The 22,634-nt window shown below is 61.4% G+C and carries 19 protein-coding genes; 8 read left to right on the top strand and 11 right to left on the bottom strand.

Annotated features, from left to right (window positions below; genetic code table 11):
- Nucleotides 1–40: 40 nt before the first annotated feature.
- The 3 genes from ccsB to LAD35_RS17615 form a co-directional block, all read right to left on the bottom strand.
- Nucleotides 41–1,414, bottom strand: a complete 1,374-nt coding sequence (ccsB, locus tag LAD35_RS17605; protein ID WP_224150252.1) for a c-type cytochrome biogenesis protein CcsB — start codon at nucleotides 1,412–1,414, stop codon at nucleotides 41–43.
- Entirely contained in the window at nucleotides 1,414–3,564 is a 2,151-nt protein-coding gene (locus tag LAD35_RS17610) for a cytochrome c biogenesis protein ResB (protein ID WP_224150253.1), read from the bottom strand. The genes ccsB and LAD35_RS17610 overlap by 1 nt, the downstream gene beginning before the upstream one ends.
- A 185-nt stretch (nucleotides 3,565–3,749) precedes the next feature.
- Nucleotides 3,750–4,382 (bottom strand): c-type cytochrome, encoded by a 633-nt coding sequence (locus LAD35_RS17615; protein ID WP_224150254.1) that lies wholly within the window; start codon nucleotides 4,380–4,382, stop codon nucleotides 3,750–3,752.
- Between the two features lie 86 nt (nucleotides 4,383–4,468).
- Between LAD35_RS17615 and yihA the strand changes: the two genes are divergently transcribed.
- On the top strand, nucleotides 4,469–5,176 hold the full coding sequence (yihA, locus tag LAD35_RS17620; RefSeq protein ID WP_224152774.1) for a ribosome biogenesis GTP-binding protein YihA/YsxC: 708 nt from the start codon (nucleotides 4,469–4,471) through the stop codon (nucleotides 5,174–5,176).
- A 310-nt stretch (nucleotides 5,177–5,486) separates the two neighbouring features.
- Here the strand turns inward: yihA and LAD35_RS17625 are convergent, their stop codons facing one another.
- Together LAD35_RS17625 and LAD35_RS17630 are read right to left on the bottom strand one after the other, a co-directional pair.
- Nucleotides 5,487–6,356, bottom strand: a complete 870-nt coding sequence (locus tag LAD35_RS17625) for a lysophospholipid acyltransferase family protein (RefSeq protein WP_224152776.1) — start codon at nucleotides 6,354–6,356, stop codon at nucleotides 5,487–5,489.
- A complete protein-coding gene (locus tag LAD35_RS17630) occupies nucleotides 6,349–7,209 on the bottom strand; it encodes a lysophospholipid acyltransferase family protein (RefSeq protein WP_224150255.1) in 861 nt (286 codons plus the stop codon). Before LAD35_RS17630 ends, LAD35_RS17625 begins: the two co-directional genes overlap by 8 nt.
- 132 nt (nucleotides 7,210–7,341) lie before the next feature.
- Here LAD35_RS17630 and metK point away from each other — a divergent pair, with 132 nt between their 5' ends.
- On the top strand, nucleotides 7,342–8,529 hold the full coding sequence (gene metK / locus LAD35_RS17635) for a methionine adenosyltransferase (protein ID WP_224150256.1): 1,188 nt from the start codon (nucleotides 7,342–7,344) through the stop codon (nucleotides 8,527–8,529).
- 77 nt (nucleotides 8,530–8,606) lie between these two features.
- Here the strand turns inward: metK and LAD35_RS17640 are convergent, their stop codons facing one another.
- Nucleotides 8,607–9,290, bottom strand: coding sequence for an NUDIX hydrolase (locus LAD35_RS17640; RefSeq protein WP_224150257.1), 684 nt, complete (start codon nucleotides 9,288–9,290; stop codon nucleotides 8,607–8,609).
- 165 nt (nucleotides 9,291–9,455) lie between these two features.
- Here LAD35_RS17640 and LAD35_RS17645 point away from each other — a divergent pair, with 165 nt between their 5' ends.
- The 5 genes from LAD35_RS17645 (at nucleotide 9,456) to LAD35_RS17665 (ending at nucleotide 15,061) form a co-directional block, all read left to right on the top strand.
- Nucleotides 9,456–10,313 (top strand): cysteine hydrolase family protein, encoded by an 858-nt coding sequence (locus tag LAD35_RS17645; protein WP_224150258.1) that lies wholly within the window; start codon nucleotides 9,456–9,458, stop codon nucleotides 10,311–10,313.
- A gap of 69 nt (nucleotides 10,314–10,382) precedes the next feature.
- Nucleotides 10,383–11,570 (top strand): nicotinate phosphoribosyltransferase, encoded by a 1,188-nt coding sequence (pncB, locus tag LAD35_RS17650; RefSeq protein ID WP_224150259.1) that lies wholly within the window; start codon nucleotides 10,383–10,385, stop codon nucleotides 11,568–11,570.
- Nucleotides 11,571–11,646: 76 nt separating this feature from the next.
- Nucleotides 11,647–13,347 (top strand): NAD+ synthase, encoded by a 1,701-nt coding sequence (locus LAD35_RS17655; protein WP_224150260.1) that lies wholly within the window; start codon nucleotides 11,647–11,649, stop codon nucleotides 13,345–13,347.
- A gap of 103 nt (nucleotides 13,348–13,450) precedes the next feature.
- Nucleotides 13,451–14,509, top strand: coding sequence for a bifunctional nicotinamide-nucleotide adenylyltransferase/Nudix hydroxylase (locus LAD35_RS17660; protein WP_224150261.1), 1,059 nt, complete (start codon nucleotides 13,451–13,453; stop codon nucleotides 14,507–14,509).
- 69 nt (nucleotides 14,510–14,578) lie between these two features.
- Nucleotides 14,579–15,061, top strand: a complete 483-nt coding sequence (locus tag LAD35_RS17665; protein WP_224150262.1) for a GNAT family N-acetyltransferase — start codon at nucleotides 14,579–14,581, stop codon at nucleotides 15,059–15,061.
- A gap of 87 nt (nucleotides 15,062–15,148) precedes the next feature.
- Here LAD35_RS17665 and LAD35_RS17670 read toward each other — a convergent pair whose 3' ends face one another.
- From LAD35_RS17670 to LAD35_RS17690, 5 genes are all read right to left on the bottom strand, one after another.
- On the bottom strand, nucleotides 15,149–16,405 hold the full coding sequence (locus LAD35_RS17670; RefSeq protein ID WP_224150263.1) for a Zn-dependent hydrolase: 1,257 nt from the start codon (nucleotides 16,403–16,405) through the stop codon (nucleotides 15,149–15,151).
- Nucleotides 16,406–16,421: 16 nt separating this feature from the next.
- Complete coding sequence (gene hydA, locus LAD35_RS17675) at nucleotides 16,422–17,888, bottom strand: dihydropyrimidinase (protein ID WP_224152778.1); 1,467 nt, start codon at nucleotides 17,886–17,888, stop codon at nucleotides 16,422–16,424.
- Nucleotides 17,889–17,937: 49 nt separating this feature from the next.
- Nucleotides 17,938–19,443 carry an NCS1 family nucleobase:cation symporter-1 gene (locus LAD35_RS17680; protein ID WP_224150264.1) on the bottom strand — a complete coding sequence of 502 codons (1,506 nt, stop codon included), beginning with the start codon at nucleotides 19,441–19,443 and terminating at the stop codon, nucleotides 17,938–17,940.
- Between the two features lie 127 nt (nucleotides 19,444–19,570).
- Nucleotides 19,571–20,893 carry an NAD-dependent dihydropyrimidine dehydrogenase subunit PreA gene (gene preA / locus LAD35_RS17685; RefSeq protein WP_224150265.1) on the bottom strand — a complete coding sequence of 441 codons (1,323 nt, stop codon included), beginning with the start codon at nucleotides 20,891–20,893 and terminating at the stop codon, nucleotides 19,571–19,573.
- A gap of 43 nt (nucleotides 20,894–20,936) precedes the next feature.
- Complete coding sequence (locus LAD35_RS17690) at nucleotides 20,937–22,298, bottom strand: NAD(P)-dependent oxidoreductase (RefSeq protein ID WP_224150266.1); 1,362 nt, start codon at nucleotides 22,296–22,298, stop codon at nucleotides 20,937–20,939.
- Between LAD35_RS17690 and LAD35_RS17695 the strand changes: the two genes are divergently transcribed.
- Complete coding sequence (locus LAD35_RS17695; protein WP_224150267.1) at nucleotides 22,297–22,602, top strand: hypothetical protein; 306 nt, start codon at nucleotides 22,297–22,299, stop codon at nucleotides 22,600–22,602. The two genes, LAD35_RS17690 and LAD35_RS17695, sit on opposite strands and share 2 nt — an antisense overlap.
- The last annotated feature ends 32 nt before the right edge of the window (nucleotides 22,603–22,634 follow it).

Consider the following 22,634-nt stretch of genomic DNA (forward strand, 5'->3'; position numbering starts at 1 on the left):
AAAACTCCCCGCAGGGAGTCTTTTTGCCAAGCCCGGCCTTCTACAAAGTACCGTAGCTGTGCAGACCGGAGAGAAACATATTGACTCCGAGAAAGGCGAACGTCGTCACCACCAGCCCCACCAGCGCCCACCAGGCCGAGACGGTACCGCGCAGCCCCTTGACCAGGCGCATGTGCAGCCAGGCCGCATAGTTCAGCCAGACGATCAGCGCCCAGGTTTCCTTGGGGTCCCAGCTCCAGTAGCCACCCCAGGCCTCGGCCGCCCACAGGGCGCCCAACACGGTGGCAATCGTGAAGAAGGCAAACCCGACGGCGATGGCCTTGTACATCAGGTCATCCATCACCTCCTGCCGGGGTGTGGCGCGGTTGATCCAGTTGCGTGCAGCAATCATCAGCGCAAAAAACACCAGAAGCGGCACGGCCATGCGCAAGGTCTTGTCGATGGCCGGGAAGAAATTGGGGTCGCCCGCCAGGCGGAAAGCTCCAAGCGGCAGCACCAGTACCAGCACGGGCACCAGCACCAGGCCCACCCACAGCGCGCGCTGGGTAGCCGATTTGAGCAGATACGCCAACGCCACCATGGCAGCCAGTGCAAACGTGCCATAGCCCACAAAGTTGGCCGGTACGTGCAGCTTCATCCACCAGCTCTTGAGAGCCGGCACCAGTGGCTGGATTTCGTGCGCCTGGCGCACCACGGTGTACCACAGCAAAAAGCCCACGGCAGCGCTCACCACCAGCATCACAAACGCTCCCAGCGAGCGGGTGCGGTAGTGCTGCTCGAAATACAGGTAGAAAAGCGCCGTCATCCAGGCAAACAGCACGAACACCTCATACAGGTTGCTCACCGGGATGTGACCGATGTCCGGCCCCATCAGATAGCTTTCGTACCAGCGCGCCATCGTGCCCACCAGGGCCATGGTTACCGCCAGCCAAGCCAGGCGCGTGCCGATCACCGACAGCGCCGAGCCTTCACCCCTGGAGAACATGCCGATCCAGTAAAAGATCGTGCTCATGAAGAACAGCACGCTCATCCACAGAATGGCCGACTGGCTGGAGAGAAAGTACTTGAGGCCGAATACCGTCTCCGAGCGCGCAAGCTGGCCCGCACCGTCCACCCGGTACAGGCCGATCGCCAGCAGCGACAGCGCTGCCACCACCACCATCAGCAGTTGCAGCGGCCGCCAGAACCAGCCCAGCCAGATGAAGAATGGCACGCTGGCCACCAGAATGCCTTTTTCGTAGACGTCCATGTGATGGCCATACAGGAACAGGGCATAAGCACCACCTGCCGCCAGAGCAAGGGCAAACAGCCAGTCCCACAGAGAGCGACCGCTGAAGTAGCCTTCGCTCAGTTGCACGGTTTTGACCACATTGCCTACAGGCGGCTGCTGCACGCCGGTTGTCGCGGTATTCATCACTGGCCTCCCACAGGCTTGACGCCCAACAATTTCTCACTCAGCCCTTCAAACTCGCGGTCCACATCCATGGTCTTGCGGTTGGTGGACAACGCCATGCGCGCGTCCGTGCTGCCATCGTCCCGCGGAGCCAGCCACACCCAGACACGCCGGTCTCGCACATACAACATGGCGAACACCCCCAGAATCAGGAACAGGCAACCCAGGTACACCACCAGCTTGCCCGGCGCCCTGGCCACTTGAAAGACACTCGCCTGCACCTGCTCGAAATTCGTCAGCTCAAATACCACGGGCTCGGGATACAGTTGCACATCGCTGAGCGACAGCACGGCCTGGGTCATGAACTTCTGCGTTTTCTCGTCTGCCGCCAGAGGCTGCAGGCCATCTCCAGCGCGTGCAGACTGCATCAGCTCAAACAACACGCCGTTGAGGATGCGCACCAGCACCTCGCTGGCCTTGGGGCGCTCGGCCTCAGGCACATTCTGCTCCATGAAATCCGAAATCGCCTGCAAACCCGCGACCCGCTCGCCCTTGTCATTGGTAGCACCTGCAAAGATCGTCAATGCCTTGAGGGCGGAGGCATGCAGTTGCTCGCGCAACTCTGCCCGATCTGGCGCCACCGAAGCCTCCACATACCGGCCCACTGCGGCTTCACGCATCGCCGGGTCCTGCAGGGCTGTTTTCAGGCGCATGAAGCCGCGCCAACTGCTCTGGTCATCCGCAGGCACGCGCAAATAGCGGAACTGGCCTGCCAGGGTATCGCGCACCCCCCACAGAAAAACGGGCTGGCCATCACCCGTATCCACGGGCAGCATGTAGTTGTTGAACTCGCGCGCCTGGCCGGATGCATCGCGCAGCTTGTAACTGACACTGGGCCCCACGTTGCGCAACTCTTTGGGTGTGAGCACCTTGTTGCCCGCCCCCAGGTGGTTGTCCAGGGTCGATTTCAGATCCACCTTGCGCACATCGATAGCGCCTTCACTGTCCTGGCCTTCGCCATTGCCGCCCATGTTTTCCACATTGATGGTGCGCAGCCCGGTGAATTCCAAGGTGAGCGGGGGCTTGCCCTCGCCGGTATTGATGGAGGTGGAGCCGCCCACCTCGCCCTGAATGTCGAAGCTCTTGAAGCCTGCCGCCAGCGGCACGGCCCGCAATGAAAGGCGCGAGCCGCCGTCGTCAAAGCTTGACTGGTAGATTTCGATGCCCTTGAAGCTGGCCGGGTGGTTGACTTCAATGCGCTTTTCGACTTTTTCACCAGTTTCTTTGTCGTGGATCACTACATCGCTTGCAAACAACTTGGGCATGCCGGTGGAGTAGTACTCGACGATGAATTTCTTGAGCTCGACCGCGAATGGCAGCTCCTGCAACAGGATGCCATCCGACTGGCTGAGAATGGCGGTGTCGGACTGCGTCCCCTCGGCCACCATCAGATTGCCGCGAAATGTGGGGTTGCTGGCAGACAGACGGTGCTGCTGCGCCACTTCCGCGACCAGGCCTCCACCGGTATAGACCGACTTGCCACCCAGCAGCATCTGCGCACGCACGATCAGATCGCCATCCAGCAAGCCGCCCAGGCAGATCAGCACGATGGCGCTGTGCGCGGCCAGGTACCCGATCTTGTTGGCAGCGCCAGCCTTGGCAGCCACCATCCAGCCCTCGTGGCCAGCACCCGTGCGCTCCTGCAGTCGCACCTTCCAGCCGCTCCCCGCCAATTGCTGGCCCACACGCTGCGCAGCCTGTGCCGGAGTTTCAGCCAGATGCGCCTGCGCCTTGTGGTGAAAGGCCTGCAAGCTTTGCACACGCACATTTTCCTTGTAGTTGCGCAGATCCGCCAGGTATTTGGGCGCGTGCTTGGCGATGCACAGGCTGGTGCTGGTCACCAGGAACGCCAGAATCAGCAGAAACCACCAGGCGCTGTAGACCGCATTGAGCTTGAGCGCCATGAACAGTTGCGACCAGAAAGGGCCGAACTGGTTGACGTAGTTGGCTGCAGGCTCATGCTGGCGCAGCACGGTACCGATGACAGAGGCAATGCAGATCACCGTCAGCAGGGCAATCGCAAAGCGCATGGAAGAGAAAAGCTCGTACAGTGCACGCCCTTGAAGACGTGGCCTGGGCGCATGCCCCTGCACAGAAGAGAGTTCAGACATGTATCAACAACGCAATCGGTACAAAAGCAAAGGGCGAACCGTCGTTGTCCGATCAGTCCGCCCCGGTTGGGTCAGCGCTTGCGAGCAAGGTTCCCTGTAGAGAGCCCATCTTAGACGGTAGACTGCCAGGGATAACCCGTAATCCCTGAACTGCCAGGGACGATTCCCCGACAGCGCGGAAGCGATCAGCGCAGGCCGGCGATGTAGTCGGCTACAGCCTTGATCTCCTTGTCGTTCATTTTGGCAGTCACCCCCGACATCTGGATGCTGTTGTTGCGCTTGCCATCACGGAAGTCGTGCATGGTCTGGACAATATAGTCCGCATTCTGGCCTGCCAGACGGGGGTATTGCGCCGGGATACCCGCACCATTGGGGCTGTGGCAGCCGGCGCAGGCGGCGATCTGGCGGTCCGGCAAGCCTCCGCGGTAAATGCGCTCGCCCAGAGCCACGGTATCCTTGCTCTTGGCAAAGCCCAGCTTGCCCGGCTTGCTGGCCAGCCAGTGCGAGATATTGCGCATATCGCCATCCGTGAGGCCAGCAACCATGCCTTGCATCACTGGATTGCTGCGCTTGCCGCTCTTGAATTCTTCCAGCTGCTTGATGAGGTATTCGGGATGCTGCTGCGCCAGCTTGGGATTGATGGCAATGGAAGAATTGCCGTCTGCATTGTGGCAAGCCGCGCAGACGGCGGTGTAACTGGCCTCGCCTTTCACCAGATCCGGCTTGGCAATTTTGGGCGCGGCCTCCGATGCCGAAAATGCAGAAACGGACGAAAAAGCCAATACAGCAGTCGTCAACAGGGAGGCGATCAACTTCATATCGAGGGTCTTTATCTGGTTTATATGCACACGGCCGGAACGACCGGCTCCTACAATGCTACCTTAGATGAATTCAAAAACATATGATGACAATGCCTAGTACCTCCCCAGCCGTTGCAGACGCGCCAAACATTGATGGCAAGTCTGCCATGGGATGGATGCACACTGCGCGCTTTCTGACAACAGCAGCCCAGTTACATCAACTACCCGTCATCAATGTGCCCGAATTTGCCTTCGTGGGTCGCTCCAATGCAGGAAAATCGACCTCGATCAATACATTGACACAACAGAACCAGCTAGCGTTTGCATCCAAGAAACCCGGGCGTACCCAGCACATCAATCTGTTTGCACTGGGCAAGAAGGGCGTGACCGATGCTGTGTTGGCCGACTTGCCGGGCTACGGCTACGCGGCGGTGTCGCGCGAAGACAAGCAGCGCTGGCAGCAGGTGATGGTGAACTACCTCGTCAGCCGCCCCAGCCTCACTGGCATCGTGCTGCTGTGCGACCCGCGCCTGGGGCTGACCGAGTTGGACGAAGCATTGCTCGATATCATTCGCCCACGCGTCGAACAAGGTCTGAAATTTCTGGTTTTATTGACGAAAGCCGATAAATTGACTCGCGCCGAGCAGGCCAAGATTCTGTCGATCACCAAGCTCAATGCCGGTGGCGGCGAAGTGATGATGTTCAGCGCCCTGAAAAAGCAGAACGTAGACAAGGTGGCCCAACTGCTGTGGCAATGGTCGCACCCGGAAGGCGTTGCAGACCCCGAAACAGTGCCGCTGTCACTGGAATAGCCCAAGGGGTTCTCTGCAAAAACCTCGCCAGATGGGAGGGACGGGGACTGGGATAAGCCGCAAGGCGTCTTTTAAAGGCAATGGCCGTAGCTATTGACGAAAAGGACAAAGCAGCGGACCGCCCGAGACCGCGTTCAGGCCGCAGCAGGGAGTTTCGCAGAGGGGCTCTAGTTACAGGCTGCGCCCCGCCCTTGTACGGTGGCGACATAGGGTTGTTGCAGCAGCACTGCCCCACCGCTGCTTACCGGCCGAATCGCTTCATTTTTGATAGCTATCAGCGACTGTTACACAAGCGCCAGCAGCTATTTTCTTATGAATAAACCGACGCTTCTCCCTCCGGCCGGGTCTTGAAGCGTTTATGGACCCAATAGTACTGCGGCACCATGGTGCGGATCTGCGCCTCCAGCTCCCGGTTCTGGCGCGTGGTGTCGGCCACCACATCATCCGTCGGGAAGTTCTGCCATGCGGGCGAGATCGTCACCTCATAGCCGGCGGGCGTCAACCGGGTGTACATGCCGATCACCTTGGCACGGCCCAGCTTCGCAAAACGTGACAAGGAAGGAATCGTCGCTGCAACCTGGCCGAAATACGGCACGAACAGCGAATCGCTCGGGCCGAAATCCATATCCGGCAGCAGATACAGCAGGCCATGGTCCCTGCGCAGGCTGGCAATGATGGGTTTGACGCCATCGTCACGGTTGAGCATGCGCACGTCGCCGAAGCGCTGACGGCCCTGGCGAATCCAGGCATCCACATCGGCATTGGGTTGGGTGGAAAAGATCGAGGTGAACGGCCGGTTGCAGTAAATGGTGAGCGCCGTGCCCCCTGCGTCCATACCGTAGAAATGCGGCGCGAACATGATGGTGGGGATATCCCCCTCCAGCTCTTCAAGTGCGCCAGTCATCCGGGTGCGCTTTTCCACCGTTTTTTGCGGAGCGAACCACAGCCAGCTGCGATCAAGCCAAGTTTGACAGAAGACAACAAAACTCTCTTTAACCCAGGCCCTGCGCTGAGCAAGCGACGCCTCCGGAAAGCACAACTCCAGATTGCGCAGGGCAATTTTTCGGCGCGAAGGCACCAGATAGAACAGGATGCGGCCCAAACACCAACCGATGCCGCGCAACACCGACAGGGGCAGGTGTGACATCAACCACATCCAGCCAATAAACAACTTACCCATGTTTGTGACTTTCTGGCTCCGCCGCGACCATACTCCGGGGCTGCTTGTAGCGCGCATAGCCCCACAGATACTGCTCAGGACTCTCGCGGATCAAGTGCTCCATCTCCTGGTTGATCTGCATCACGGCAGCTTCCATATCGGTGGCCAAGGGCTCGGCCAACTTGCGCACATGCAGATCAAAGCCCTGCCCCCAGGGCCGGCGCACACAGCGCGCCAATATAACAGCCGCACCTGTCTGTTGGGCCAACTTGGCAGCCAGCGTCATCGAATAGGCAGGCTTGCCAAAAAACGGCGACCAGATGCCCTGTCCATCGGGCGGCACCTGGTCGGGGAGCAATCCCACACTGTGTCCCTGGCGCAGGGCCTTGATCATCTGGCGCACGCCCGCCATGGTGGTGGGTGCAGATTCCAGCCCGGGGCGGGATCTTGCGGTCTCCATCAACCTGGCCAGCCATGCCTGGCGTGCCGGGCGGTACAGCACCGTGATCGGCCCGTGCACCACACCCCAGCGGCGGGCCATGGCCTGCGCCGATAATTCAAAGCAGCCCATGTGCGGCGTCAGGAAAACGATGCCTTTGCCTGCGGCAATACCGTCATCGATTACCTCTGCACCATGCATCTCGCACGGCAGCGGCTGACCAAACCACAGACGCGGTACCTCGGCCACCATGCGCCCGGCATGGGCAACGGCGCGGCGCACATCGGCAAACCGGTAGCCCGCCTGCGCCGCGTTGGCCACAAACCGCCTGCGATAGGTGGGAGACGCGACAAAGGTGAGCCACCCCATGGCAGCACCCAGCCCATGCAATAGCCACAATGGCAGTGCAGCAAACAGTCGAAACAAGAAAGGCATTAGAATAGGAGGGTCGCTGAGTTAAAGAGCAACTTGCAGGGCGACTTTAAAACAAAACTGCTAAAGCGTTCGCCAAGCTCCTGAAGGACTCGGGCAACGCAATTGCCCAAGTACTGAAGGAGTTTTTTGTTTATGGCAAACAGCGATTTTCTGTTCACTTCGGAATCGGTCTCTGAAGGCCATCCCGACAAAGTGGCTGACCAGATCTCCGATGCGATTCTGGACGCTATTTTCACCCAAGACCCGCATAGCCGCGTGGCGGCCGAGACACTGACCAACACCGGTCTGGTGGTATTGGCGGGCGAAATCACAACCGGCGCCAATGTGGATTACATCCAGGTGGCGCGCGACACCATCAAGCGCATCGGCTACGACAACACCGATTACGGCATTGACTACAAAGGCTGCGCCGTGCTCGTGGCCTATGACAAGCAGAGCCAGGACATCGCCCAGGGCGTGGACAAGGCGAGCGATGACGAACTCAATACCGGCGCTGGTGACCAGGGCCTGATGTTTGGCTACGCCTGCGACGAGACGCCCGAGCTGATGCCCGCGCCCATTTACTATGCCCACCGCCTTGTGGAACGCCAGGCCCAGTTGCGCAAGGACGGCCGCCTGCCTTTCCTGCGCCCCGACGCCAAGAGCCAGGTGACCATGCGCTACGTGGACGGCAGGCCCCACAGCATCGACACGGTGGTGCTGTCGACCCAGCACAGCCCTGATCAGTCGGAGACTGCCACCAAGATGAAGGCCAGCTTCACTGAGGCCATCATCGAGGAAATCATCAAGCCCGTGCTGCCCAAGGAATGGCTGCAGGACACCAAGTACCTGATCAACCCGACCGGACGCTTCGTCGTCGGTGGCCCGCAGGGCGACTGCGGCCTGACCGGCCGCAAGATCATCGTGGACACCTATGGCGGTGCCTGCCCCCACGGCGGCGGCGCCTTCTCGGGCAAGGACCCAACGAAGGTGGACCGCTCGGCCGCCTACGCTGCCCGCTATGTGGCCAAGAACGTGGTGGCTGCTGGTCTGGCACGCCAGTGCCAGGTGCAGGTGGCTTACGCCATTGGCGTGGCACGCCCCATGAACATCACCGTGTACACCGAAGGCACCGGCGTGATCCCCGACGCGGAAATCGCCAAGCTGGTGGCTGCGCACTTTGACTTGCGCCCCAAGGGCATCATCCAGATGCTGGACCTGCTGCGCCCGATCTACAGCAAGACTGCTGCCTACGGCCACTTTGGCCGCGAAGAGCCTGAGTTTACGTGGGAGCGGACCGATAAAGCGGCATTGCTACGCGCTGCTGCAGGCTTGAAGTAAATTTTCAGCCTCTCTGAAATCCGCCTGGAGCAATCCGGCGGATTTTTTTATGGGTTGTCGTGGGTACTACTCAGCGCTCACAACCCCCGCACACTCAGCGCCAGCTGTCGCCGGAAAGCAGGCCGTACACGGTGCAGTTGCGCCGGGCGATGGGCGCCTCCGGCCAGCATTTCACCGGGCACGGGCTCAAGCATGCCCAGCTCATCCATCTTGCGCCTGAAGCTCACCTTGTTCAAAGGCTCGCCCAGAATGCCCTCATACACCAGCTGAAGTTGCGGCAGGGTGAAGGTCTCCCCGAAAAAATGCACGGGCAACGATGAATACTGGCTTTTGCTGCGTACGCGTGCCAGCGCCGCTTGCAGGATCAGCCCATGGTCAAACGGCAACTGGCCAGGCGCGTCCACAGGCACAATCTTCATATCCGAACGCTGCACAGGCAATCTCTCCTGCGGAACCAGTGCGCAATAGGCAATCGCCACCGACCAGCCACGCGGGTCGCGCGCCGGGCCGGTGAAAGTGGCCAGTTGCTCCAGGTAGGCCCCCTCGATACCCGCCTTGGTGCGCAGCACGCGCACTGCGCTGGCATGGGCATCGGCGTCCTCGTCCGCATGGATGTACCCGCCCGGCAAAGCCCAGACACCGGCGAAAGGTGCATGAGCGCGCTGGACCAGCACCACACTCAGCACACCCTCTACCAGCGTGAGCACCACGACATCCACGCTGGTCAGTACATGGGCATGTGCCGTTTCACTTTGATTCATTTTTGTACCAAGCATTTCTTATGAAGCTGCAGTATGCCCCTGCCACCCGCAGGCATCAATATGCATGCATCATTCTCCTCATGAATCTTCCTTGCCTTGATTCATTTAGTTAGTTGCAAAATTATTCTAACTAGAATAGACTGCAATACATCGAAGGAGACGGACATGCGCCACCGCACACAGTTACTCATCATCGACCCGCAAAACGACTTTTGCGACCTGCCCCAGGACTGGCGCCCCGCTACTGCTGCAACCAGCATGCCTTTTGCACCCAGCCTGCCGGTGGCAGGTGCCCATGCAGACATGCAACGCCTTGCAAAGTGGATCGGGCGCCAGAGCGAGCGGCTGGACAACATCACCATCACGCTCGACTCCCACCAGGCCTATGACATTGCCCATCCCGCTTTCTGGCAGCAAGGGAATGGCAGCGCGGTGCAGCCCTTCACCACCATCACCGCCGATCAGGTGCGTGCTGGCAGCTTCGCGCCCCGCAACGCTGCCGAGCGCGATCGCACACTGGCCTATCTCGATACGCTGGAAACCCAGGGCAGCTACACCTTGATGGTATGGCCGCTGCACTGCGAGATCGGCAGCATTGGCCACAGCGTGCATGCCGACGTGTTGACCGCCTGTCGCCACTGGCAGACCGCGCGCCAATGCGCTGTGCGCCATGTGTTCAAAGGCATGAATCCCTTCACCGAACACTACAGCGCCATTCGCGCGGAGGTGCCTGATCCGCAGGACCCCGAGACCGGCCTGAACACCGCCCTGCTGCAACATCTGGCGCAGGCGGACACCCTGGTGATTGCCGGTGAGGCGGGCAGCCACTGCGTGCGCGCCACCACCGAGCACATCGTGCAGAACATCGGCACGTTGTGGGGAGCAGACGACTGCTCGCGCATCGTGCTGCTGACCGATTGCATGAGCCCGGTTGCAGGTTTTGAGTCTGCACAAGAAACCTTTTTGCAGCAGATGCATGCCATCGGTGTACGCTGCACCACCAGCACTGCTTTCAATTTATAAGCATTTTTGACCACTAGCGCTTGATAGATAAGCGCCAGCAGCTCTCATTTTGATAGAGAAAGACGCGGTATGCAGCCCATCATCACCAGCCTGCTCGACACCGATTTGTACAAGTTCACGATGTGGCAGGCCATGCTGCACCGGCATCCGCAAACCCAATCCACCTACCGCTTTGTCTGCCGCTCTACGCCCGAGTTTCCGCTGGTGGATCTGCTGGACGAGGTGCGGACAGAGATTGACGCGCTGTGCACGCTCAAGTTCAAGAAAGATGAGCTGGACTACCTCGCCAGCCTGCGCTTCATGAAAAGCGATTTCATCGATTTTCTGCGCATCTTCCAGTTCCAGCGCGATTTCATCGAGGTAAAGGCCGACGGCAGCAGCCTGCACATCGTCGCCAATGGCCCGCAGGTGCATGTGATGGGCTTTGAGATTTTTGTGCTGTCCATCGTCAACGAGCTGTACTTCCGCCGCTTTGACCAGGCCTCTGCCCTCGCCGAAGGGCGCAGACGACTCGGAGCAAAAATAGTGCGTCTGCAGGAGCTGGCGCAGGAAGCCAAGCACCGCCATCCCTTCGAGCTGTTTGATTTCGGCGTGCGTCGGCGCTTTTCCGGCCCCTGGCAGCGCGAGGTGGTGCAAGCCTTTGCCAGCCAGACGGCGCAGTGGTTCAAGGGCACCTCGAATGTGCTGCTGGCGCGCGACCTGAACCTGGTCCCCATCGGCACCATGGCCCACGAATACCTGCAAAGCTACCAGGCCCATGGCGTGCGCCTGCGCGACTTCCAGATCGCCGCACTCGAAGACTGGGTGCAGGAATACCGGGGCGACCTGGGTATCGCACTGACCGACACCGTTGGCATGGACGCCTTCCTCGCCGACTTCGACATGTACTTTGCCAAGCTCTTCGATGGCCTGCGCCACGATTCGGGCGACCCCAAGGAATGGGGTGAAAAGGCACTGGCGCACTACGCCAAGCTGCGCATCGATGCCAACTCCAAGCGCCTGGTGTTCTCCGATGGCCTGACGCTGGACGCCGCACTCGATCTGTACCAGCATTTTGCCGACCGCATTCAGTGCGGCTTTGGCATCGGCACCCAACTGGCCAACGACATGGGGCTCAAGCAGCTGAACATCGTGATGAAGCTCACCCATGCCAACGGCCAGCCGGTAGCCAAGCTCAGCGACAGTCCGGGCAAGACCCTGTGCGACGACGAAACCTATCTGGCGTACCTCAAACAGGTCTTCCACGTGAAATATTGATTCAACCATCCCGCCACCGGAAGCAGACAGAGCGACCGGTGGGTGCGGACATGGGAGGAAATGGAAGGAAATGACCATGCTCAAGATCACCCTTGCCCAACTGGACCTGACCGTGGGCGACATCGACGGCAACATCGATCAGATGGTGCAGGCTGCCCAGAAGGCGCAGGCAGAAGGCGCGCAACTGGTGGTCTTTCCAGAGCTGTCGATCACCGCCTACTACCCCGGGGACCTGCTCGACGAACCCGAGTTTCTCGCCCGCGTGGACGCCGGCATTGCCCGCCTGCGGGAAGAGACCCGCAAGCTGCCCGGGCTGTACTGGGTAGTGGGCGCCCCCACCCGCCGCCAGGGCCCCGGCAAGCAGCTGCACAACAGCCTGCTGGTGCTGCAAGACGGCACTGTGCGCCTGCAGTACGACAAGCAATTGCTGCCCACCTACAACATCTTTGATGAGCGCCGCCATTTCGAGCCGGGGCGCGACGCTGCCAAGGTACTGCGGATCGGCAATGCACAGGTGGGCTTTCTGATCTGCGAAGACGGCTGGAACGACAGCGGTGCCGACTACGCCACCAACCCCTTCGAGCGCATGGCGGATGCTGCACCCGACGTCGTCGTCAGCATCAACGCCAGCCCCAGCCACCTGGGCAAGCGCGAGCAGCGCCACCAGATCTTCAGCGAAGCGGCCACCCGCCACGGCCTGCCCATCCTCTACGTCAACCAGATCGGCGGTCAGGACCAGATCGTGTTCGATGGCGCCTCGTTTGCCGTGCAACCCGGCGACGGCATTGTGTGGGAGGCCCCTCGCTTTGCAGAAGCCACCTGCACCCTGGGCTTTGACAATGGCCAGTTCCGCACCTCCAGCGGCCAGGCCACGCAACGCCCGGCCATACAGGGGCTGCCGACCATGGAGTTCTACCGCCAGCAGATCATCCTGGGGCTGCGCGATTACGCCCGGCGCTGCGGCTTCCGGCAAGTGGTGGTGGGCAGCTCCGGCGGCATTGACTCGGCCCTGACGCTGGCGCTCGCCACCGAAGCGCTCGGCCCCGACAACGTCGTCGGCATCACCATGCCGTCGCGCTACTCATCCAGCGGCTCGGTGGATGATTCCGTCGCACTGTGCCGCAACCTGGGCATTGCGCTCAAAACCCACCCAATAGCAGATTTGGTGGCCGCTTACAGCTCTCAATTCGAGAGCAGCTTCAACACCCCGCTACAGGGTCTTCCGCTGGAAAACCTGCAGGCGCGCATTCGCGGCACCATCCTCATGGAATTCAGCAATGCCTTCGGCCACCTGCTGCTGACCACGGGCAACAAGTCGGAAATCTCGGTCGGCTACTGCACCCTGTATGGCGACACCAACGGCGGCCTGGGCCTGATCGGCGACCTGTACAAGACCGAGGTCTTCGCGCTGTCACGCCACATCAACGACAGTGCAGGCCGCGAAATCATTCCGCAAGCCATCATCGACAAAGCGCCATCGGCTGAACTGGCGCCTGGCCAGAAAGACGAGGACAGCCTGCCGCCGTATGAAATCCTGGACGAAATCTTGAAAATTCTCATCGAAGGCCAGCGCCTGTCCACCCAGGAGTACACAGCCGCCTGCGTCTTTGTCGGCAACCTGCAGATGACGGAAAACGGCCGCGCCATGGTGGCCAAGGTGCAACGCATGGTGCACCGCAGCGAGTACAAGCGCAGGCAGGCGCCGCCGATACTGCGCCTGCGCCCCCGCGCCTTCGGCACCGGCCGCCAGATGCCGATTGCGGCATGGTATCCGTGACTCACCACAGCACCGCTGCTACCCAGGCTCTTGCCCCGGGTCTTCCGCATGGGGGCAGCGCCAGCTTGGAAAATTGCAACCGCAATGCACCGACAATGACACCATGAGCCCTACGACCGACACCTATGACCTTGCCGTGCTGATCGGCCGCTTTCAGCCCCCTCACCTGGGCCACCTGGCCTTGCTGCAACAGGCACTGGCGCGTGCGTCCAGGGTCATCGTGGTACTGGGCTCGGCCATCCAGGCGCGCAGCCCCAAGAACCCCTTCACCTGGCAGGAGCGTGCGCAGATGTTTGCCGGCGCACTCAGCCCGGCCGATGCCGCGCGTGTGGAGTTTGTGCCGATCCGTGATTACTACGACGAGCCCCGCTGGGTGACCGCTGTGCGCGAGGCCGTCACCAGCCACAGCCAGCCCGGCGCACGCATCGGTCTTGTGGGCCACTTCAAGGATGCAAGCAGCAGCTACCTCGCGCACTTCCCCGGCTGGGATCTGGTGAGCCTGCCGCGCCAGAACAGCATTGACGCCACACCCATCCGCGATGCCTACTTTGGTGCACCGGCTGCCGGGCCGGCAGGCGACTTGAGCCCGCTGAAAGAGATGCTGCCTGCCAGTTCGCTGGCATTTCTGCAGCGGTTCAGCCAGACGCCTGCGTATGCGGAACTGTGCACCGAATGGCAGATGCTGCGCAAATACCGCCAATCGTGGGCGGTCGCGCCCTACCCGCCGGTCTTCGTCACCGTTGATGCCCTGGTGCGCTGTGGCAATGAAGTGCTGGTGATCCGCCGCGGCCACGCGCCTGGAAAAGGCCTGCTGGCGCTGCCCGGTGGTTTTCTGGAGCCGCGCGACACCTTGTGGCAATCCTGCCTGCGCGAGCTGCAGGAAGAGACCCACTGCACACTGGAAGAGACCAGCCTCCGCGCCGCACTGCAGTCGGTCACCGTGTTCGACCACCCGGACCGCAGCCAGCGCGGCCGCACCATCACCCATGTGCATTACTTTGACCTGAAGCAGAGCCCCAAGCCCGCCGTGCGTGCCGATGACGATGCCGCAGAAGCCTTCTGGCTCAGCATCGACGCCATCCGGGCGCGCGAGGCAGAGTTCTTTGAAGACCATTTCCAGATTCTGCAGAAGCTCCTGGTGCCCAGTTTCACTGCGTACTGAAAGCAGGGCCCGTATCGCTGCGCCTCACAGCATCCAAGACTACGTACATTTCACCAAGACCGCTTGACCATGCCCGCCCTCCACATTCGCCCCGCTACCATCGACGACACCGACACCATCCTGCGCTTTGTGCGCGACCTGGCCGTTTACGAAAATGCCGAGCACGAGGTGCTTTCGACACCCGCCCATGTGCACAAGACCATGTTCAGCGAAGGCGCGACGGCACACGGGCTGATCTGCGAGCAGGATGGCCAGGCCATCGGGTTTGCGGTTTACTTCTTCAACTACTCCACCTGGCAAGGACGCAACGGTCTGTACCTGGAAGACCTGTATGTAGACCCTGCCTATCGCGGCAGTGGCGCGGGCAAGGCCATCTTGCGGCACCTGGCCCGTATTGCGGTAGAAAAGGACTGCGGCCGCTTCGAATGGAGTGTGCTCGACTGGAACACGCCCTCGATCCAGTTCTACGACAGCCTCGGCGCCAAGCCGCAGAGCGAGTGGATTCGCTACCGCATGACCGGACAGGCCCTGCGCGATCTGGCTCAGGCCTGAGAACGTGTTTACGATCTCCTCGCGGCTGTATAGAGATCGCAAACACGTTCTGAGGGGCACGCGCCCCCCGTAGTGCCTCTCAAGGGTTTAACGGCCGGCCCGCTCCAGCATGGCGTGCAGCAACACATTGCAGCCAGCTGTGATGTGCTCGGGCTTGGCATCTTCGATCTCGTTGTGCGATATGCCATCCTTGCAGGGAATGAAGATCATGCCCGCAGGCGCCAGACGCGCCATGTAGACGGCATCATGGCCCGCGCCGGAGACGGCATCCATGTGTGAATAGCCCAGCATCTGCGCGCCACGCCGCACGGCGTCGATGCAATCGGGGTTGAAAGGCTGCGCGGTATAGCTGGACACCAGATCGATCTTGATCGGCAGCCCTGTTTCTCGGCTGATACGATCCGCCACCGCACGAATGTCCTGATCCATGGCTTCGCAGTCGGCATCGGTCGCATTGCGCAGGTCGATGCTGAATTTCACCTCTCCCGGAATCACATTGCGGCTGTTGGGGTGCACATGCACCATGCCCACCGTTCCGCGCCCGTGCGGCGGGTGGCGGTGCGCACAGGCCACCACCTCCTGCATTACCTGGGTGGCGACCTGGAGCGCGTCTTTGCGCAGCGCCATGGGCGTGGGGCCGGCGTGCGCTTCCATGCCGGTGACGGTGCAGTCGTACCAGCGAATGCCCAGCACACCGGTCACCACGCCAATGGTCTTGTCGTGGTCTTCCAGCACCGGACCCTGCTCGATATGGGTCTCGAAGTAGTAGCCAATGGGGTGATCGCCCGGCTCCTGCGGGCCGATGTAACCGATGCGCGCAAGCTCGTCCTTCACGCTCTTGCCTTCGGTGTCCTTCGCGGCATAGGCGTGCTCCAGCGTAAATGCCTTGGCAAAAACGCCCGAGCCCATCATCACCGGAACAAAGCGGGAGCCTTCTTCGTTCGTCCAGAATGCCACCTCGATCGGCGCTTCCGTCTCTATGCCGTGGTCGTTGAGCGTGCGCACCACCTCGATGCCTGCGAGCACGCCGTAGTTGCCGTCGAACTTGCCGCCCGTGGGCTGGGTGTCGATGTGGCTGCCCGTCATGATGGGCGGCAGGCTGTTGTTGCGGCCGGGGCGGCGCATGAAGCCATTGCCAATCTTGTCGATGGTAACGGTCATGCCTGCCTCCTTAGCCCAGCGCGTCACCAGGTCGCGGCCCTGGCGGTCAAGATCGGTCAGCGCCAGACGGCACACGCCCCCCTTGGCGGTAGCACCAATCTGGGCCAACTCCATCAGCGAATTCCAGAGCCGCTCTCCATTGACGCGCAACTGGCTGGTATCGGTCTTCACTTTCGTGTCCATGTTCGATCTCCTTGTTTCATTGCGCGCGAGCAACAGCCGTGGGCGCCATTTCCTGCGCGCGCTTTTGCACCGCCTGGAAGTTGGGGCCGAACGCCGGCCGCTTGAAATACTGGCCTGCATTCTTCTCGGCCCGCAGATCGCCGTTGGCATACACGACCTTGCCGCGGCTGATGGTGTGGCTGGGCAGGCCTGTCACCTGTCGGCCCTCAAAGATGTTGAAGTCGCCCTTGGAGTGCTGGGTCTTCACCGACAGCGTCTTGGTGGCTTTCGGGTCCCACAGCACCACATCTGCATCTGCGCCCGCGCCGATGAAGCCCTTGCGCGGATAGACGTTGAACAGTTTGGCCGTGTTGGCCGAGGTAATGGCGACGAATTCGCTGGGCGTGAGGCGCCCCGTATTCACGCCGGCATCCCACACCACAGCCATGCGCTCTTCGACGCCGCCGGTGCCGTTGGGCGTCTTGGCAAAGTTGTCTTTGCCAGCTGCCTTTTGTGCAGCGCAGAACGTGCAATGGTCCGTTGCCGTGGTGTGCAGGTGACCGGCCTGCAGGCCGCGCCACAGCGCCTCCTGGTGCTCCTTGGGGCGGAACGGAGGGCTCATCACATAAGCTGCGGCAGTGGCGTAATCGGGATGGCGGTACACGCTGTCATCAATCATCAGGTGACCGGCCAGCACTTCGCCATAGACGCGCTGACCGCGCGCACGGGCACGAGCAATGGCATCTGCCGCCTCGATGCAGCTCACATGCACCACATAGATGGGCACGCCCAGCACATCGGCAATCGCAATGGCGCGATTGGCAGCTTCGGCCTCGACCATGGGCGGGCGCGACAACGGATGGCCTTCGGGGCCGGTGATGCCCATGCGCGCCACTTCCTGCTGCAGCAGATAGACCAGTTCGCCGTTCTCGGCGTGCACGGTGGGCATTGCACCCAGCTCCAGCGCGCGCCGGAAGCTGTTGACCAGCGTTTCGTCGTCGCACATGATGGCGTTCTTGTAGGCCATGAAGTGCTTGAAGCTGTTGATGCCCTCATCGCGCACCAGCACCCCCATGTCCTCGCGCACCTGATCGCTCCACCAGGTCACGGCCACATGGAAGGAATAGTCGGATGCCGCTTTTTCCGCCCAGCCGCGCCACTTGCGGTAGGCATCCATCAGCGGCTCCTGCGGATCAGGAATCACGAAGTCGATGATGCTCGTGGTGCCACCGGCCAGGCCTGCGGCGGTACCAGTGAAGAAATCGTCGGCGGTGACCGTGCCCATGAAGGGCAACTGCATGTGCGTGTGCGGATCGATGCCGCCGGGCATCACGTACTGGCCGCTGGCGTCCAGGGTTTCGGCGCCGGCAGGCGCCTGCGCCGCAGCCCCCTCGCCCACTGCCACGATCTTGCCGTCTGCCAGCAGCACATCGGCACGCTCCTCACGGTCTGCGTTCACTACGGTGCCACCACGGATCAGAAGGGGGCGGCTGGCTGTGCTCATCATGTCTCTCCTTTGGGTTCAGGTCACAAAAATTCGTGCAGGGCTCCGCTCACGCCCGCCGCAGTGCGGCCTGAGAAGCCACCACATGGCTTGCCATGCCGATGCGGTACACCACGCCTGCAATGAAGAGGCCAATGAACCATGCATACGCATACAAGTCCTTGAAGATAGCCCCCACATTCGGGAAACTCGCAGGAAACGCTGCATTCAGAAAGCCTGGAATATTGGGCGCCACGCCACAGGCGAATGCGGCAACCGCCACCCAGTTCCAGCCGCCGGAATAGCTGTACTTGCCGCCTTCACGGTAGAGCTCGGGCACATCGAGCTGCGTGCGGCGGATGAGGAAGTAATCCACCATCAAGATCCCGGCAATGGGGCCCAGCAGTGCGGAATACCCGATCAGCCAGGTAAAGATGTAGCCTTGGGTCGACTCCAGAATCTTCCAGGGCATCATCAGGATGGCAATCGCCACCGTGATGTAGCCGCCCGTGCGGTAGCTGATGCGCTTGGGGTCGAGCGCAGAGAAGTCGTAGGCCGGCCCCACCAAGTTGGCAGCCAGGTTGACGCTCACCGTGTCTACCAGCAGCACGATGAGCGCGATGAGCACAGCAGCTCCGGTCATGCGCGCAGCCACATCCACTGGATCCCACAGCGCCTTGCCGTAGATGACGACGGTGGCCGAGGTGACGATCACCGCCAGCGCCGCCAGCAGCCCCATGGGCACAGGCAGGCCAATGGCCTGGCCCACCACCTGGTCACGCTGCGACCGGGCAAAACGGGTGAAATCAGGAATGTTCAGCGCAAGCGTGGCCCAAAAACCGATCATGGCCGTGAGCGACGGCCAGAAAGTACCCCAGAACTGACCCGCCTTGGCTTCGCCCGGGGCAAATGCGGACGGCTTGTCCAGAATCGGGCCAAAACCGCCGGCCTTCTCATACACCCACCACAGCAGCACAAAGCAGATCACGATCTTTGCCGGTGCGGTGTAGGTCTCGAGCTTGCGGATGGACTCAATGCCATGCACCACAAAATAGAACTGAATGGCCCAGAAGACCAGGAAGCAGATGAGCTGCGCGATGTTGATGCCAAGACCTGCAATCTTCTCGCTCTCGAGCGGATGGCCAATGATCACACCCAGCAGCGTATAGATCATCAGGCCGCCGAACCAGGTCTGGATACCGTACCAGCCGCAGGCCACCAATGCGCGCAGAACCGCCGGGAGCTTTGCGCCCCGGGTGCCAAACGATGCGCGCGCCAGCACCGCATAGGGAATGCCATATTTGGCGCCCGCATGCCCGATGAGCAGCATTGGCACGAGCACGATCACGTTCGCGATGAAGACGGTCATGACCGCCTGCATGGCCGACATGCCGCCTTCCACCAGGCTGGCTGCCAGCGTGTAGGCAGGAATGCACATCACCATGCCTATCCACAACGCCGTGAAGTGGTACCACGTCCACGTTCGCTGCGATGCTTGCGTGGGTGCGAGGTCGTGGTTCCAGAGGCCGCCGGCTTCACTGCCAGCGGCGCCTCCTGCTTGCGCGTCATGGGACATTGCTCACTCCTTGAGAGGTGTTTTCAATACGTTCTAATCATCCAAATCCAAAATCTTGCGTTCCATCCTGTAGGCACTTCTGACAAAGCAAAAAGCGCGCCACCACAGGTGATAGCGCGCCAGCCATTTATGGCGCGACCTGCGCCGTCACCCGAGCCGGGTTGTTGGGGTGTGTCGTCCAGTTGGCGTACTCGCCCGTCACGGCTTTGCCGGTGCGCGCGTCCACCTCACCGGGCTGAAGGCAGCGCATCGAGATCGTGTCGGGCACCGGGCAGATCGAGACGCACAGGTTGCAGCCCACGCATTCGGCTTCGTTCACCTCGAAGCGGCGTTCACCCGCCTCGCCCTTGTTATAGAAGATGGCCTGGTGCGAGGTGTCTTCGCACACCACATGGCAGCGCCCGCACTGGATGCAGCTGTCCTGGTTGATCACCGCCTTGTCGATGTGGTTGAGGTTCAGGTCCTTCCAGTCCTTGACGGTGGGCACCGCACGGCCACAGAAGTCATCGATGGTCTTGAAACCATGCGAGTCCATGTAGTTCGACAGGCCATCGCACATGTCCTGCACGATCTTGAAGCCATACACCATGGCGGCGGTGCACACCTGCACCGTGCCGCAACCCAGCGCAATGTATTCGGCCGCATCCTTCCAGGTGGTGATGCCACCAATCCCCGAGATGGGCAGGCCCGCAGTCTGCGGATCGCGGGCGATCTCGGCCACCATGTTCTGGGCAATCGGTTTGACGGCCGGGCCGCAGTAGCCACCGTGCGACCCCTGTCCGTCGGTGCTGGGGTGCATCACCAGCGTATCCAGGTTCACGCCCATCACCGAATTGATGGTGTTGATCAGCGACACCGCATCGGCCCCGCCCGCCTTGGCCGCCCGCGCCGGAAAACGCACATCCGTGATGTTGGGCGTGAGCTTCACGATCACCGGCAGACGGCTGTAGTGCTTGCACCATTCGGTCACCATCTGGATGTACTCAGGTACCTGGCCAACTGCCGCGCCCATGCCACGCTCACTCATGCCGTGTGGGCAGCCAAAATTCAGCTCGATACCATCGGCGCCGGTGTCTTCAACCATCGGCAGGATGCGCTTCCAGCTCTCTTCCACGCAAGGCACCATCAGCGATGCAATGAGCGCGCGGTCCGGCCAGGCCCGCTTCACCCGGGTCATCTCTTCCAGATTGGTCTTCAAAGGCCGGTCGGTGATCAGCTCGATGTTGTTGAGGCCCACCACGCGCCGGTCCTGCGACATGAGCGTGGAATAACGCGGCCCGTTGACGTTGACCACATGCGGGTCCTCACCCAGTGTCTTCCAGACCACGCCGCCCCAGCCGGCTTCGTAGGCGCGGGTGACATTGATTTCCTTGTCGGTGGGAGGCGCAGACGCCAGCCAGAAGGGATTGGGGCTGCGGATACCCAGGAAATTGCTGCGAATATCGGCCATGACGACTCCTTGATTCAGTGGAAACGGTGCGTATTGCGCGCTGTCATGCGCTGATGCCGACTTCGCGCATCAGCATGCGGTGCATGGCTGCAGCGGCGCGTTTGCCATGCTCCACAGCCTCCACCGTCAGATCGCGGCCGCCCCAACGGCAGTCACCCCCGGCCCATACCCGCTCCACGCTGGTCTGGCCGTCATCGTCCGTTTCGATCCGCCCCCCTTTGAGCGCAACACGCGAACCCGCAGGCTCTGCGATATAGCTCTGCCCGATGGCCTTGAGCACCATGTCGGCGGCAAGCACCGTGGTCTCCCCAGTGTTCTGCAGCTTGCCATCCACCAGCTGCGTGCTTGCCAGGCGTATGCCGGTGACCGCACCGTTTTCCACCAGCACCTCCTGCGGCGCTGCCCACAGACGGATCGTCACGCCATGGGTCTGCGCCCATTGCTGCTCCACAGTCGACGCCGACATGGCATCCTGTCCGCGCCGATAGACGATGGTGACTTCTTCTGCGCCCAGCAGGCGGGCCTGGACGGCGGCATCCACCGCAGTCATGCCGCCACCGATCACCACCACACGCCGGCCCACAGGCACCGTGGATTTATCGCTCGCCTGGCGAATATCGGCAATGAAATCGACCGCGTTGCGCAAGCCCTGGGCCGCTGGCTCGGCAATGCCCAGATCATTGACACCGGCAAGGCCCAGGCCCAGAAACACGGCGTCGTGGCTGGCCAGCAGGCTGTCCAGGGTAAAGTCACGGCCCAGCCGCTGGTTGTTTCGTGGGGCAATGCCCCCCACCGACAGCAGCCAGTCAATTTCCTTCTGCGCGAAATCATCGGTGGTCTTGTAGCTGGCAAGGCCATACTCATTCAAGCCACCGAGCTTGGGCTTGGCGTCCAGCAGGCTCACATCGTGACCTTGCAAGGCCAGCAGGTGCGCGCATGCCAGCCCGGCAGGGCCCGCACCCACCACGGCCACCTTCTTGCCCGTGGGGTCGGCCCGCTTGAACAGCGGCGCGCCGCCAGCAGCCATGAACCGGTCGGTTGCGTAGCGCTGCAGTGCGCCGATTTCCACTGGTTTGTCCTCATTGGTGTTGCGCACGCAGGCCTGCTCGCACAGCACCTCGGTGGGGCACACCCGGGCGCACATGCCGCCCAGCGGATTCGATTCGAGAATGGTTTTGGCCGCGCCCCGGATATTGTCCTGCGCGATGCGGGCAATGAAGCTGGGCACATCGATGCCGGTGGGACAGGCCGTGGCACAGGGCGCGTCGTAGCAGTAATAGCAGCGCTCGGCTTCGATCGATGCCTGCGCCCACGTCAGCGGCGGGTGTGCATCGGAAAAATTGTCGGCGTATTGATCCGCGCCAAGCCGTCCTGCGCGCACACCGCATCCCTTGGATCCATCCATGACTCATCCTCCTCGACCGGGTTATCAGCACCAGTTCGAGCGGCGTCATCACTCTGCCGCCTTCCCAGCGCCATCGCATCCACAACTCACCAAGCAGACCGGAATGCTGCGCAATCCGTCCGCCTCCAAAGCTGCACCAACCGGGGAGGGTTCATCAGGCCCTCATCGTGGGTGTTTTATCTTCTGCGCTGCTGTTGCCGCAACGCTGTTGAAATCCATTAAAAGCCTTATTAAAGTTTTACGCACTGGTAAAAACACTAGCATTGAACAATCGATTACGGACTGCTTCCGCATAGCGTGTTGACCGCCGCCACTTCATACACCTGAAAGACTGGG

The sequence above is a fragment of the Comamonas odontotermitis genome (assembly GCF_020080045.1).
GTDB classification, from domain to species: Bacteria; Pseudomonadota; Gammaproteobacteria; order Burkholderiales; family Burkholderiaceae_C; genus Comamonas; species Comamonas odontotermitis.